The organism is Sphingobacterium sp. WOUb80 (assembly GCF_050058145.1).
Lineage (GTDB): Bacteria > Bacteroidota > Bacteroidia > Sphingobacteriales > Sphingobacteriaceae > Sphingobacterium.
Genome location: NZ_CP165617.1, coordinates 3,312,781 through 3,328,227, shown reverse-complemented (window position 1 = coordinate 3,328,227; position 15,447 = coordinate 3,312,781). Strand labels below are relative to the sequence as shown.

Annotated in this window: 13 protein-coding genes; 11 read left to right on the top strand and 2 right to left on the bottom strand. The window is 41.5% G+C overall.

The features are described 5' to 3' along the window. Positions 1-256 precede the first annotated feature (256 nt). Both AB1Z56_RS13940 and AB1Z56_RS13935 read right to left on the bottom strand, forming a co-directional pair. A complete protein-coding gene (locus AB1Z56_RS13940; RefSeq protein ID WP_426789399.1) occupies positions 257-892 on the bottom strand; it encodes a tetratricopeptide repeat protein in 636 nt (211 codons plus the stop codon). A gap of 112 nt (positions 893-1,004) precedes the next feature. After that, positions 1,005-1,922, bottom strand: a complete 918-nt coding sequence (locus AB1Z56_RS13935; protein ID WP_426789398.1) for a DMT family transporter — start codon at positions 1,920-1,922, stop codon at positions 1,005-1,007. A 100-nt stretch (positions 1,923-2,022) separates the two neighbouring features. On the opposite strand from AB1Z56_RS13935, the gene AB1Z56_RS13930 reads away from it, so the two are divergent. The 11 genes from AB1Z56_RS13930 (at position 2,023) to AB1Z56_RS13880 (ending at position 15,439) form a co-directional block, all read left to right on the top strand. Continuing rightward, positions 2,023-2,499: an Lrp/AsnC family transcriptional regulator gene (locus AB1Z56_RS13930; RefSeq protein ID WP_426789397.1), complete on the top strand. Its 477-nt coding sequence runs from the start codon at positions 2,023-2,025 to the stop codon at positions 2,497-2,499. A 412-nt stretch (positions 2,500-2,911) separates the two neighbouring features. Beyond that, positions 2,912-4,660 carry a TonB-dependent receptor gene (locus tag AB1Z56_RS13925; protein WP_426789396.1) on the top strand — a complete coding sequence of 583 codons (1,749 nt, stop codon included), beginning with the start codon at positions 2,912-2,914 and terminating at the stop codon, positions 4,658-4,660. 24 nt (positions 4,661-4,684) lie between these two features. Further along, positions 4,685-5,257, top strand: a complete 573-nt coding sequence (locus AB1Z56_RS13920) for a hypothetical protein (protein WP_426789395.1) — start codon at positions 4,685-4,687, stop codon at positions 5,255-5,257. Positions 5,258-5,500: 243 nt separating this feature from the next. Next, positions 5,501-5,956: a hypothetical protein gene (locus AB1Z56_RS13915; protein WP_309362676.1), complete on the top strand. Its 456-nt coding sequence runs from the start codon at positions 5,501-5,503 to the stop codon at positions 5,954-5,956. A 16-nt stretch (positions 5,957-5,972) separates the two neighbouring features. Then, the gene (locus tag AB1Z56_RS13910; RefSeq protein WP_309362677.1) at positions 5,973-6,485 is read left to right on the top strand and encodes a YegJ family protein; all 513 of its coding nucleotides are present in this window, start codon (positions 5,973-5,975) and stop codon (positions 6,483-6,485) included. 235 nt (positions 6,486-6,720) lie between these two features. Beyond that, the gene (locus AB1Z56_RS13905; protein ID WP_426789394.1) at positions 6,721-7,077 is read left to right on the top strand and encodes a hypothetical protein; all 357 of its coding nucleotides are present in this window, start codon (positions 6,721-6,723) and stop codon (positions 7,075-7,077) included. Between the two features lie 119 nt (positions 7,078-7,196). Further along, positions 7,197-7,823, top strand: a complete 627-nt coding sequence (locus tag AB1Z56_RS13900) for a hypothetical protein (RefSeq protein WP_426789393.1) — start codon at positions 7,197-7,199, stop codon at positions 7,821-7,823. 259 nt (positions 7,824-8,082) lie between these two features. Continuing rightward, entirely contained in the window at positions 8,083-8,673 is a 591-nt protein-coding gene (locus AB1Z56_RS13895) for a sigma-70 family RNA polymerase sigma factor (RefSeq protein WP_309362680.1), read from the top strand. A gap of 89 nt (positions 8,674-8,762) precedes the next feature. Beyond that, complete coding sequence (locus tag AB1Z56_RS13890) at positions 8,763-10,001, top strand: FecR family protein (RefSeq protein ID WP_426789392.1); 1,239 nt, start codon at positions 8,763-8,765, stop codon at positions 9,999-10,001. Between the two features lie 132 nt (positions 10,002-10,133). After that, a complete protein-coding gene (locus AB1Z56_RS13885; RefSeq protein ID WP_426789391.1) occupies positions 10,134-13,646 on the top strand; it encodes a TonB-dependent receptor domain-containing protein in 3,513 nt (1,170 codons plus the stop codon). Between the two features lie 2 nt (positions 13,647-13,648). After that, a complete protein-coding gene (locus AB1Z56_RS13880; protein WP_426789390.1) occupies positions 13,649-15,439 on the top strand; it encodes a hypothetical protein in 1,791 nt (596 codons plus the stop codon). The last annotated feature ends 8 nt before the right edge of the window (positions 15,440-15,447 follow it).

Below are 15,447 nucleotides of genomic sequence, written 5' to 3'. Positions count from 1 at the left end.
TAAATATAGAAAAAAATAGTTACGCTTTATAAAGCTACATATTAGCTGCCGAAAGGTATTATGAGGGAAGAGATGGCGGACGATCTATTCATGTAATTTGTATATTTTCCTTAATAGGTTTTTATTCGTATCGTTGATAATTTCTGGAAAGACTATATCGAATTCCCAATATCAGACGATAGAATATACACGTACACGAGTCTCAAAATTCAACGAAGGAGGTCCTAGTTGCTCGGGGAAAAATCAATTAATTTTATCAATAGGCTCCTTCAAGCTCTTTGTAATCTTTTTCTCTGCCCTGTTGACGATATAGATCCAAGAGTTTGTTGTAGGAGTTGATACCCCCTGATTGATGGTTATATACGGCCGATTTCCAGTATTTCTCGGCATTGTTCAGATCCCCAAGCTCATAATAAGCCTCACCCAATATGGCTTTTACATATACGTTATCCTTATTTTTTAATAAAACCTGAACTGCTTCATTGTACCGTTTCAATTTTACAAAAGCGCTTCCCAGTGCATAAATCTGCGTTGTATCGCCGGCGTCTACAATTGGTTTTAAATAGGTAATCACATCATGATAGGCTCCGTCTCTTAAGCTAAGGTTGGCAAGAGTTTCTGCAGCCTTTTTATCTCCTTTCTCCACCGCCATGATGTAATATTGTTTCGCTTTTTCGGGCTGGTGGATATTGCTATATAATAGAGCGAGTTTATTGATTGCTTCTATGCTGCCCTCTTTGATAGCGAGCTGATAGTAGCTGATCGCTTCCTCCGTTTTCCCATCCTTGTTGAGACGGTCCGCTTTGTCTTCGTTTGAGCGGTTACAAGAAGCAAATGTGATTATTGCAACAGAAATTAAACTCCATATACCTAAAAATGTGTGCTTATTCATAACTTTATATGATATGTTGAACAATTAAAAATAAGGATAATGTGTTGAATAGCTATAGGTTATTTTATATCTATGTACGCTGATCACATAATAAATTTGTAGGCTCGTGCTATCAAAAGCAAGCCCTATCCATCTCCACTTCGTCTTTCGAACGGCTAAGCAAGAATACAGTTGAAATAATACATAGACTCCCGATCCAATCAACCAGTGAAAATGGCGTTGCCAACCAGTAAACTGCCAGAATGGTGGCTGCTAGAGGTTCTGCTGAAGCTAATAGACTGGCTTTCTGACCGCCGATTATTCTGACCGCGTATAGATAAAACGTGAAAGCAATCAATGTCCCCAATACAATAATGGCTATTAGATTGATTAGGGTATAATTATCCCAACTTCCAGATATATCCCAGGGTGATCTGATAAAACAGAAAGCCAAGCCAGCACAGAACATTCCCCAGCCGATGATAATGGATGGTTCATATTTCGCCAGCAGGCGGCTGGGCTGAAGTGTATATATCGCTAAGGCAACAGCCGATGATAAACCCAGGAACAGGGCAAGGGGAGAGATTGCCAAAGTATTTATATTTCCATGGGTTACCAATAAGAGCGTTCCTGTTACCGCGAGTACAATGGCCAGTGTTTCTTTTCCTGTTGGTAATTTTCTTTTTTTGATGGCTAGATAGATCGCAATGATAATTGGTCCCGAATATTGCAATACCGTTGCCGTAGCTGCATTGGAATGTTTAATGGCCGCAAAATAGGTGTACTGCACCGCTAGCATTCCAATAATGCTAAAAACAAGAAGCTCGCCTGCATCTTTACCATTTTTCCAGATGCCAAAGATGGCTTTCTTTTGAATAAAAAAAGTAAAGGCAAGTACAAGCAGACCAGAGACCAGTAATCTGACGGTGATTAACCATTCGACAGAAATATCTTTCTGTTCAAATAGATATTGACCGCAGGTTCCAGATACCCCCCAAAAGATCGCAGCCAGGATTGCTAAAATTGTTCCTTTATATTTTGTTGTTCTCATTTCATACCTCCTACATCAGGCTATGCAAAGTTGCATCAAGTTTTCCGAGTATTTTCGTTAGATTTGGTCCATAAAATGCAATTTTTCCTCACTTTTAGATATGGATCAGTTTGATATTGCGATTCTGGATATCCTACAGATAGATAACCAGACGTCGCAGCGCACGATAGCGGACCGAATCGGTCTTTCCGCGGCTGCGGTGCAGCGCCGTATAAAGCGCATGCGCGAAAATGGCACAATAAGAAGAGAAGTGGCCATTTTGAATCCGAAGCACTTTGGTGATCCTATTACGATATTGGTGGAAGTAACCCTGGAAAATGAGAAGATAGAATTGATAGATCAGGCAAAAAAGAGCTTCGTTGAAAGTCCAGAAGTTCAGCAATGTTATTATGTAACTGGGGAGACTGATTTTTTTCTGGTCATTGTTGTACAGTCTATGTCCGAATATGAAAGGCTTACGCGGCGTTTATTTTTTGGAAACGAAAATATCAAGAGCTTTCGTAGCCTGATAGCGATGGGGATAGAGAAGCAGGGTTTTCAGCTTCCTCTTATGCCAAATAGAAAAAACAGACTATAAGTATATCGAAGGTTATCATGTGTATAAATGAATGGAGAGAAAAGGAATAGCTGAGTTGCAGAGCGGTGATTTCGTCGTTTCTAAATATATATGCTAAAATTGTTTTTATAGAATATAAAACCAAACAACAGTGAAGGTTTATATTAGTTCATATTGATAGACTCCAGTGTACAATGTTGCACATCTTCTTGAACTCTCACTTATGATAAATTTTTTAAGAGGCTCTATTTTTTGGAAACAACCCTAATTTTTTTCCAACTTTGCTATATTTGCCATAAATAATAATTAGTCTAAATAGTAATTGTGTTTCTGGTAGAATAGGCTTTTCTGATAGAAGGAGTTCAAACTATATAGATATCAATATGCTGGCTGGGCGAATGACTCTTTTGAAATTTTTAAATACCTGAAATAAGTGAAAACAACAACATCTTGGTTTATTACCAAAAAAACGATATTGGCGAGTAGTCTGTTCATTTTAAGTTTTTCCGTAGTTCCACAAGTAAGTTTTTCCAGAGAGAGCTGGATAGCCGTTAAAAAAAATGGTGATGATCAAGAATCGGGGACAATTAAGGGTAAGGTAAAAAACTCAGAAGGGAAAGGTTTGTCCAATGTGCATATCAATATCGACGGGATAAATAGCACCAAGACCGATAATAAAGGGAATTTTATTTTTTCAAAGATTCCAAAAGGAATTCACTCCATGACCGTAACGCATATTGGTTTTCAAGAAATCAAATCGCAGATCACATTGGAAGAGGAAATCTTGGAGCTTTCAGACTTTGTCATGGAGCAAACAAGTAATCATTTGAATGAAGTTGTCGTGACAGCGAGTCGATTGGCGGAAAGTATCGACGAGGTACCATCGTCAATTACCTATATCGGTGGTAAGACCCTAGAAGATCAGCGGCTGATAAATGATAATTTGCCCAATATACTGATGCAGAAGGTGCCAAGTATCTCTCCCAGTGAAGAAAGCCAGAACAATTTTATTGCTAAAATACGCGGGCGGAACTTTTTGGTTCTTATTGATGGTATCCCTCAGTCTACTCCCTTAAGAAACGGCGGAAGAGATATGAAGACGATTGACGCTAGCGCAATTGACCATATTGAAGTCATCAATGGCGCCTCAGCAATGTATGGAAATGGTGCTGCTGGTGGTATAATTAATTACATTACAAAGAAGCCAAAGACAGACAAGAGTTTTCATTCTTCGACCTCTTTAAATAATTCCCTAAGCTTGGTCAAACCAGGTGAAACATATGGGTATAATTTGGCACAGGTATTTTCTGGATCGAAAGATAAGTTTGATTATGTCGTTCAAGGAAAGATAGCACGAACGGGCGTGGTGCGGAGCTCCGATGGTACCATTGTAAGTCCATTTTATGGTTTAGGTGAGACAAAAAGTTATAATGCTTTAGCAAAGATTGGCTATCAGATCAATGATAATCATCGTGTCGAATTTATGGGTAACTATTATAGAAGTGTGCAGGATAGTAAGTACGTCGGCACTAAAGGTGAGTTTGGCGGTAAACCCGCTATAGGGATACCTTCAGATACAGTGATTAACGGCGGAACGCCCTATAATAAAGCTTTTCATGTCAAATATGACGGTAATTTTGGCCGAACCTCAGCAAATATGAGTCTGTATTATGAAGATATGAACACCGTATTTGAAACCTACAACCAAACGTATTCTGATCATAAGGGAGCTAGACTAAATTTTAGTACGCCTTTTGATTTATCCAATAACAATAAGGTAACGTTAATTTATGGGGTAGATCTTTTGAAAGATCACACCGTTCAAAAAACCTTGGACGATGGATTAGTGACACCAGATATGAATATGAAAAGTGCGGCCTTATACTTACAAAGTAAATTTAACCTCGCCGAATATTGGATAGTAAAAGGTGGTGTGAGGTATGAAAACTTGGATTTCAAAGTTGGAGATTTAACAAAAGCGGGGAAAGTCACTCCTGGAGACAATAGTAATTCAAATGCATTTGTATTTAATTTGGCCGGAAGATATAATAAATTAAAATACCTACAGCCTTTTGTTTCATTTTCACAAGGGTATTCTATTGGAGATGTGGGGCTTGTATTGCGTAATGGAGTGCCTTTAAGTCAAATTGATCCTAAGCCAGTAGTTGTCAATAATTTTTAGCTCGGACTAAATGGCGCTTTCACGATGTTGAGTTACCAATTGACGGGGTATTATAGCTCTTCTAAAAAAGGTAATTCCTTCGCCGAAACTTCAACACCGGGCAATTACGAACTGATCCAAGTACCTCAACGTATTTACGGTCTGGAATTGGTTGTAGATGTAAACCCTGTTGACTGGTTCAAGTTTGGGACGATACTCGGGTATATGGATGGTCGACAAGATCTGAAAAATGAAGGAGCATACAAAGATAAATTGGATAACTCTATTATTTCGCCTTTTAAAATCAATATTAATGCAGATTTTAAATTGACAGAGCGGTGGAATGTCTATCTCCAATATTTACATTTGGGTAAACGCGATGTTTTTCAACCTTCTGAATATAATTATGGCAAATATCCCATTTCTGGATATGGTCTGATGGATTTCCAGACACGTTATAAATTAAAGAATTTAGCTTTTATTTTTTCAGTTAATAATCTGTTGAACAATGATTATTTCCCGTTACACGCGGAGGTGAGGGGAGCGACTAATGAAGGCCGTTATTACGTCAAAGGAAGTGGAACAATCGCTAATTTAGGTATTCAATTGGATCTATAATACAAGCCTTTGATAAGATATAAAGATGCCCCTATAAGAAATCTTATAGGGGCATCTTTATATCTTATTTCCTGAAACTACTTTGGGATTTAGCCATCTTCTCGGCTGAAACTTCTTTCTTTGAATTTCATAAAAGAAGTAATATCTTAGAAAATATACTTTCGGGTTTTGTGAGCACAAGCCAGTTTCATCTATAATACGAGTTCTAGCAGGTGACTTTTGGTATAAACACAATTATAATCTATGCTGAAGAAAATTAGTAATTCGCTTAATTTTTTGTCGTCGATTGAAAAAGGAGCAATCCTTTTGAGCATAATACTGTTGATTATCTCCTTGAGCATGCCTGCATTCTTTGTAGATCGAGGCGGAACGCAACCTGAGGAGGTGGGTAGTTTGGTTATCTTTTTGATGGGATGGATGGGGCCTTTGGGCGGAGCGGTTATACCGTTCTTATTTTGGTGTGCGAATCCGATCTATTTGTTTTCCATTTGTCTTTTCTTAAATCGTAATCGAAAACAAGCTTTTTTTATAAGTCTCGTTTCCTGTATGATTGCTCTTCTATTCATGCAAATGGATAAAATTATGGTCAGCGAATCGGGATCCGAATCAACCATAACATCACTTGGCCCAGGTTATTATTTATGGCTAAGTAGTTTCCTTGTTTTAAGCATTGGAACTGGAATAAAATTGAAAAACTAACTAGAAATATTTAAAGATGAGGTCAAAGATTTTTAAACGTATTTTAATGGTTGCCATCAGCACTGCTGTATTGGCCGCATGCCAGTCTCCGTCCATAAAAGATAAAATTGAAAATGATGATATTGTTAGTTTCCGCTCTGATGACGAGGCTATGAATACAGCCATAGCCGAGGCGAAAAATTCACTCGATCAATTTGTACAGGCTTTAAAAAAACCAGAAGAAGGATATGAAAATTTTGCTCTAAAATTAGCCTATGCTACACCCGACAATAGCTTAGAGCACATTTGGATCGGCGATATTAACTATCTAAATGACCAATATACAGGTGTTGTCTTTAACGCCCCAGTCTCGACAAAAGAAGTCGCTCTTGGCGATACCGTAGTGATTGATAAGCAAAAAATATCAGATTGGATGTATTTAGATAAAGGAGTATTATGCGGAGGCTATACAATCCGTGCCATGCGTGATCAACTGTCTGGCTCAGAAAAGGAAGAATTTGATAAAACGATCGATTTTATTATTGAGTAATTCGCTGATGGCCGATTACGGTTTGATTGATAAGAAGGTGCTGGCCCATGGAATCGCCCATTTATGGTGGCAAAATGCAAAATCGGGTGTTTGGGAGGATTGGCTTAATGAGTCAATTAAAATATTTGAAAATGAAATATATTGATTGTAACCGGGAGGGCTTAATCGCGTAGATATTGGCTAATAATTTTATTAACTTTATCCTCGTAATTCAGCGTTGAAAAATATGGGCCCTTTGATCATTTTAATCTTTATTTTATTGTACCTCTTGGCAGTCTATAGCATTTTTTTGCGCAGGAAATTGATTCGAGTTGCTGTTGACGAATATATCGATTTTGATTTAGAGCAGGAGAAATTCGAACTGATATCTTATGAAGTGCTGCCATCATGGTCCCTAGGTAACTTCGCAAAACTACATCAATCTATTTTTGGATATACGTTCGCTATTACTATGCCTTGTTATCCTTTACGTGTCTATTTGAACCTCAGAGTAAAGAACAGATTTAATGAAATACGTATCATTACGGCAAAGGTATCCTATGGCCTTTTCGATGGTATAGATAATATCCAATATGAACCTACCTTAGCATAATACGTTCAGATTTCACAGGTTATTGATGCATTTATTTTGTATCTTGATACTGTGGGAATTATATTAGCTATATTTCATCCCGTTTTCTCTGGATGTTTTTGCATTGAAATAATAGTCTTATGAAAGAGATAAAAAAACATAAAAATACAGTACGTATTCTGACAATGGTGCTATTTTCGATGTTGTTTATGTTTTTTTATAGTTCTTGCACTTCCATATCCCCCAAATATTTAACGCAAATTGCTGATCGGGATAGTGTCTCTAGTGTCAGATTAAAGGAGTTGTATATCTTTGATAATTTTCCTCAGAAAATACCAGGCTGGAACGATGGCAACTGGGAGAAAAATATGGCATATAATAAATATTGTCTGTGGAATTATATAGAGCCAAATTATTATAAAATTGACAGTCTGCAATATCTTTACAAAATCTCCTTGCAGCTTACCAAAAGAAATAAAATCCACTTCAAACTCATTGATACCGTGGGAAATGTTGTGCGTGAAAAGACGAGGAAAGTTAAGCCTGAGCTAAAAAATTTTGTTTCCTTCCGAAATACAGACGTTGACATCTACGTTTTAGTCAATAGATTTTTAACCGAAACTGTTTGTTTTGCACTGGATAAAAATGGTGATCTGGTGGTTCCGAATGAATATACAGGCGGGGGCTTTCTTGTTCTTTTCCCATTCGCTGGGGCCCAAGAAAATGAAGTTTCTACGTATCGTTGTATGGATCATGGCTCCTATTGACATGGTATTGATAAAGCAAGACCAAGTCAAATTTAACAACTTCGCTTTTTCTCCAAGTTACGTTTTTGTAAGGGCGTATTTAACAGAAACATAATACTAACCACACACTTCCCACATATCTCTTTAAGAATTTAGTGCCAGAAGCATCATGTTCCGCAATTGGCTCAGCAATGCTTCCCTGCCCCATTGCAACCGAAAGGAATATTCTTTTGCTGGGCATAAAGCAAGAAATAGCTAGGATCGAAAATTTTGACCAGGGGTGAATTATACACATTTATCAGACCATGAATTATTGGAAAGCTGCTGTCGGCGTGACGACCTGAAAGCTTATAATGAGCTTGTGGCCCGTTATGCCCCCAAATTGTATGCGACATGTCAGGTATATTTGAATGATGCTTTTCTTGCTGAAGAAATTGCGCTGGATATCTTGTTCTGGATCTGGAAAAAACGCCAGGAGTTTAGTATACCCGATAGCCTAAGTAATTACCTCCATCGGGCAGCCCGTAATGCCATCATCAGCCAGTTACGCAAACAACGCCGCAATATTGTTGAAACTGTTTCAGATTATGCCGAAACTGATGCGGTGGAATACCGGATGGCCGACTATGCGGTAAGCTGTCAGGAGGAAGAAGAAGAGTATCAGCAGCTCCTGTCTGGACTCAGCGCCCGACGCAAAGAGGTTTTTGTGCTCAGTCGCGAGCAGGGGTTCAGCTACAAGGAAATCGCAGAGAAAACCAACCTATCTATCAATACCATCGAAAATTATATGGTCGCTGCATTGAAACATTTTCGTAAAGGCATCTTATCTCTTCTAGTTCTGTTTTTAAATCTGTTTTTTTATTTTTTTTAACTCAATATCAGTTAGTTGTGTGTTTTTTTTACTTTGTCCTAGGTGGTGCGTTTTCGTATTTGCGCCTTTATAAGTGAAGAAGCAAAAAAATGGACGAACAAATAATCACCAATGAACTGTTAAAGCGATACCTGCAAGGAAAATGCACAGTTGCCGAACAGCAGATTATCGCGGATTTTCTGGACGATCCGAACAATTTGATCCGCCTGCATCAGATCTTGGCCGAACAGACAAATAGTCTTTGGGATTCCTCAGCAGAGGATCTCGAGCTTGATCATGGACAAATTATTGATTGGCAGCGGCGCCTGTACGAAAGGATGGAAGAAGAGCAATTGATTCCATCCGATAAAACCATACCTAATTCACTTCGAAGGAGGATTTTTCCGATCCAACAACGCATACGATGGTATGCCGCAGCGATATTGTTATTTGTTGGACTGGGAGCATTGCTCTGGTTATGGATTCCGCAGGGAGCCGAACAGCCACAGCAACTTACTCATCAAAATAACCCAATCGCTCCAGGAAGCGAAAAGGCAATTTTGAAATTGTCAGATGGTTCGATGATCTCTCTTTCGGACGCCGACAACGGAAAGCTGGTGGATCAGGCCGGTGTCAACGTACAGAAAACAGCTGCTGGTGAAATTGTTTATACCGCAGCTGGAACAGCAACCGCTTCCAACGTATTTAACAGCATCAGCACACCTAATGGAGGGCAATATCGTGTAACCCTTCCCGATGGAAGCAAAGCCCGGCTCAATGCAGCTTCTTCATTGACCTATCCCATTGAATTTGACAAAAATGAACGCCGCGTAAAGATGACTGGAGAAGTGTACTTTGAAATTGCCAAAGTCAGCAACGAAAAAAAGGAACGTATTCCTTTTTTTGTGGAGACCGATAAACAGTTGATTCAGGTGTTGGGAACCACCTTCAACGTCAATGCCTATGCGAATGAACCCTATGACTGTACGACGCTCGTAGAAGGCAGTATACGCCTGGTCGCTGCAGGCAGTGGACAATCAGAATTGCTCCAACCTGGGCAACAGGCGTTGGTTGGAAAAAATATGCAGCTCTCAGCAGCGGATATGCAGCAAAACTTGGCTTGGGTAAACGGATATTTTATATTTCGTCGGGAGGAATTGGGGAGTATTCTGCGCAAGATCGCCCGATGGTATGATGTGACGGTCGAATGTCCACCGGAATTAAGCACAATGAAATTTACGGGAAAGGTATCTCGGAGCCAATCGATATCGGCAGTAGCGGACATGATCGCTTCCGTCAATAAAGTGCAGCTGGAGATCAAAGAAAGGAGGATTATCGTGAAGAAATAATTACCCCTTGCGAATGGCATTGGATAAAAAATAAGCGGCGATGCTACCAACATCACCGCCCAAAATAGCTAAAGTCATTAAAAAAGATCTGTCGTCAATTTTTAACATTTACTATAACTACAAGACAAAAGTATGAATTTTCATCAAGTCATGCGTGTTATGAAAATCACCATGGTATTATTAACCTGTGTATTAGCACATTTAAGTGCAGCTACATATGGTCAGCGCCTAACTATTAATAAGCAAAAGACCCTTTTGGCCGATCTGATGGAACAGATCAGCCAGCAGACAGGGTACGATTTTTTTTATGACGCGGAGATTTTTGATCATGCTCCGCGCATCACAATCAATGTGGTGAATGCACCCCTGGAACAGGTGCTGGAACGTTGTTTCGAAAAGCTCCCTTTTGCGTATACGGTCAAAAACAGGATTGTAACAATTCGGCGTATCGGACCGGAAGATCCGGTAGACGAGAAAAAAACAGTCCGTCTGTCCCAGACTGCAACGGTCCGTGGACGGGTACTGGACGGCAATACCGGACAGCCACTGGCAGGGATTTCTATTAGCGTAAAGAATACCAAAAATTCGACCTCAACAGATGGAAATGGAAATTTTTCCATCGCGATCTCCGGTCAAAATGCGGTACTTGCCTTTACTTCACTGGGGTATCAGCGTAAAGATTTGACTGTCAATGTACAGCAGTCTGATCTGACCGTGCGGTTACAGCCCCTAACTACGGCATTGGAGGAAGTTGAAGTCACGGTGCAGGCACGAAAGCGTGCAAATACGGAGGCTTCTGTCCTCGAAGAACGTCGTAAAGCCTCCATTGTGCAGGATGCAATTTCCGCCCAGCTGATTGAACGTACTGGAAGTATCACCACTACACAAGCCTTGCAACGTGTGACTGGGGTGACCATAACCGACGATAAGTATGTGGCGGTACGTGGGCTGGGCGACCGTTCGGTGATCGGGCAGTTGAATGGCGTGCGGCTGGCTTCATCGGATCCCGACCGCAGTGCGATTCCACTGGACCTGGTCCCAGCTTCATTATTGGATAATATTACAGTTTATAAGACCGTGACACCAGATAAACCTGCAGATGCGGCTTCGGGAATCGTCGAACTGAAAACTAAATCCGTCCCGGATAAGATGACCTTTGAAGTGATCGCGCAGACAGGATTCAATTCTAATATCGGAGTTGGCGGGAAGTACAATAGCTTCTGGAATAGCGATATGGGCGTATTGGGTACGGCCATCAATAAAAAAGATCTTTCCAAAGAATTCCTGAATCTATCCAAGCAATACCCAAATGGGCTGAGTTCGATTCAGCAGCTGATTGCTTCGAGCAACTATAGTCCCGAAGTGCGCCAGGAAGTCAATCGTATCAATGGCATTATGCAGGGATTTGATCCCATATTGACCTCGCAGACCAAAAGAGCACCACTCAATCAATTGTATTCCGCAACTTTTGGTAACAGTTACACCCTTTTCGATAAACATAAATTGGGCTTGATTCTCGGTGGAAACTATTATCGGCGCACAAGCAATATCTACGATGGAGACCTGACGCAATATAGTATCTATCAGGGTGTGGTCACAGGAAGCCCTTATATCTATAGCCAACGTAAGATCCCCAATTTTACCACCACAAATAATATTGTGATGGGCAAATATCAGACCTATAAGGAAAATACAGGGGTAGAAACGCTCAATTACGGCCTCTTGGGTGGTTTGACCTATCGTTTTAATCCCAGACATGAAGTGAGTTTTCAGTACCTGGGTAGCTGGGGCGGTGAGAATACGGCGACCAATCTGCGTGGTGGATATTACTATGCAGGGCTGCCCGGCGAAGTAAATAGTACCACCTACTCGCTAAAACAAACCTTCCGTACGCTACATACCTTTAATCTGCAAGGGGAACACAAATTTTTAAAAAGTGCGTATTCACCACGGTTGAGTTACAATATGGCATCTTCTAAATCCAACCAGAATGATCCCGATTACCGTTTTGTCAATATGGTGGACTACAAACCGCGCTATGGCGGCGCGATTGAAAGGCCAAGCATTGGCCATCTCCCGAATACCGGAAATCTAGACTATGTATATACCGAACGCTATTATGCATTAAGTTCAGGCTATGTCAACGGATTTGGTCCTTATGGCATTATTCAAGCCGACCCAAATGGACGGCGCTGGCGCAATCTGGACGAAACGAATTATAATTACAAAGCTGATTTGGCCATTCCATTTAAATTATTCGACCATAAACAGGAATTTAAAACAGGATTCAATTATCTAAATCGCGAACGGAAATTTGGTGAAAACGTACTGTTTTTACCTGGATCTAATTTTACAAGTTATGGCACTTATGGTCCCGGCAAATTCTCTTCGATTCCCTTGTATGATGTGGAAGGTAATCTGGACCGGCTGGTCAGCAATGAGGTGGTTGGCGTACGCGTGCCCACAGGTGGAGTAGGCGAAGGCGACTTTCCCGTGGGGGGCTTCTTGTACAACATCCAAAAATCACCAAACAATTACACCGGATTTTATGAAACCAATGCGTTCTATGGCATGCTGGACCTGAAGCTGACGGATAAACTTCGGATCGCCGGTGGTTTGCGCTTTGAAAATACCAATATCCAGTCCGCGGTGGATACGGCGAATGTATATTTGGATCCATCCCTAGCAGCTGCCAATGCAAACGGGACCGTAAACCTGAATCCCCAGAATCCCAACTCGGCCTATAAGCAGGGCTACAAACCGTATTATTCAGTCAATGCGACATATACCCTCAACGAGAATATGAACTTTAGGGTAGCCTTCAATACCACACTGGCGCGACCTGAATTACGGGAAATTACCAATGTTTACGAATTTGACGCTTTCCAGATGGGCTTGGTCGTTGGAAACAGAAACTTAAAAAACCAGTCGACCAAAAACCTGGATTTCCGCTGGGAGTGGTTCCCAAATAGCGCGGAGGTCATTGCCGTTTCAGCCTTCGGGAAAGAAATAAATAACCAGCTCGTGAAGGTATTCAGTCTGCAAACTCAAGGACTGGCGGCTACTTTTCCGGAATTTCCGATCATTCAATTTCAGAACGATCCCAACCGGGGCCGGGTTTATGGAATTGAACTGGAACTGGTGAAAAACTTAGGCTCATTCTGGGAACCTGCACAGGATTTCTTCTTGGGATCCAATCTACTGCTTGCGCAGAGCAATATTAAGAAAACACCGGAAAGGCTTGCTGCCAACTGGTCTATCGACCGGAATGCACCGACCAATAGCCCACTCTTTGAGCAAGCCCCTTACAGTATCAATGCCTGGCTGAATTTTAACAATAAAAAGTGGGGGACAGATATCACAGCGACTTACAATACCGTAGGCGAAAGACTGGTACAGATCAACCTTACCGGTGAACCGGACCTTTATACGCGACCATTTTCCATGTTGGACCTAGTATTCAGCCAAAAGCTGAATAAGAGGCTGCTATTTAAAGGTTATGCAAAGAATATCCTTAATCCGGCCATCAAAACGGTTTATGCTAATCCCAACACAGGTGGCAAATGGTATGGACGCGAATACCTTAACCGTAGTTACAAGCGCGGTACAGAAATTATGGTTGGTTTTACCTATAACATTTTATAAGTATGAAACAGCAAAAAAAAGGACAAAATGGGCAGCATCTGAACATGATGGGACGATTATCCCTACAACAGATTATATTGGTGCTGGTCAGTATTTTTTCTCTCTCCTGTAAACGGGAAAATTTAGATTATACCTTTGACTATAGACCTAACCCCGATGCTGAAAAAGCCTCGAATGCACGTTTGGTCAATTTATCTGAGAATGCGCAGCTGATCGCCAACGGCGACAGTCTGACGAATTTCTTTATACCTCCCAATCGCATAGGGTATATTCCCCCTGAAGAACTGACGCCACCGGGAACGCGCTATTTTCCGAAAGATGGACGCTTGGGACAGAGCTGGACGGTACCGCAAGATCTCTTTCAGACCGATGGCACGGTACGTTTTAGAACAACCTTTGTGCCGATACCAAATAAGACCATTGCTTCTCATGATGTCGAGTTTACAGTTCGCGATTCTTACAGCGCTCCGAAAGACTATTACCTGCTGATCAATCACGAAAGCAGGGTACAGCGTCCGGATAAGCTGGTGGAGGTTCCTCGTAGTGTGACGGCACCGGCACGTCCGGATCATTTTAAAATCCGGATTATTAATTTCGCCAAGAAGCTGATGCCAACAAGTTCCATGGAGGATATTACTGGTCCAATTACCTTGGCCTATGCAGATGGAACTCCGGTTAGCAAGGTCACGACCAAGATTGAAAGCGATGCTTGGTCGGATTATGTGGAACTGCCTTATGGTACCTATCAGTTTAAGCTGCTGACGGCTGATGGCCGGCAGATTCCAGCGGTGGGGCATACCTATTACAATAATATCGACCGTTTCAACTCAACCATGGAGATGGGCGGCGGCGCCATTCCCCGAATGTCCTCAGGTCAGACCTATGCTCCGGTTCAGACTTTCCAGCCCGGCGGTATCTATACCATCGTCGTGCACCCCAAAGAATTTACCTGGACCACGGGTACGGACGATATCCGCGAACTGCAAAATGGTTTTCAGATTATTGCGGATATCAGTGAACCCCTCAATCGGACCTATGCACAGCTACAACTGGCCAATACAATCGTTGGACAAAATGCATTACTGACTGCAAAAGGACAAAAAACTGCTGCAACGGCTTATGGTGCAGCATCGGATTATATCCGTATAGTTGCAGGTCAACAGCATATTGTGCTGGAAACAGGTTCAGGACAGGCTTTGGCCAGCCTCGATGCCGAACTGCAGGCCGGACAAAATTATACAGCCTGGCTCTATACGGATCAGGACAAAAAAGTCAAGGTTCTATTAGCAGCCAATAATTTGGCCGGAACGGGCTATACAGGGAAAGAAGGAGGGGGTAATAATGCGACAATAGACCGGTTCCGGTCCAACTATATGTTTAATTTCCGTTTCCTCAATTTCTGTGCAGCTTTGCCTTATGCCACGTTTACCAATGGCGAAGGGCGTCCTTTTGGTACAGGGGCAATGAATAGTGGTGTAAATATGGCTTCCGGAGTTTTAAATATCCTGCAACCTTATACATCGCTGCTCTATAGTGCCTCCAATGATGTCGGTGGTCCCTATCAGTTTATGGCTTACAGCTCGCTACCAACGCGTATTCCAGGCGATTGGCTGGAGCAGGTCAAACCATTGTCCAGTACGCAGCTTGTGGCAAATCCCACACTGTACACCGCTGTCGGGCGTAGAGTTCCGTTGCATGAACCGGGGGTATATTCTATAGCGGTGATAGGTGATCTGAAAAGCACCTCCGAAACCGACAAAGCGAAATTTATGGTAGTAAAACATACGAAATAACCATTTTT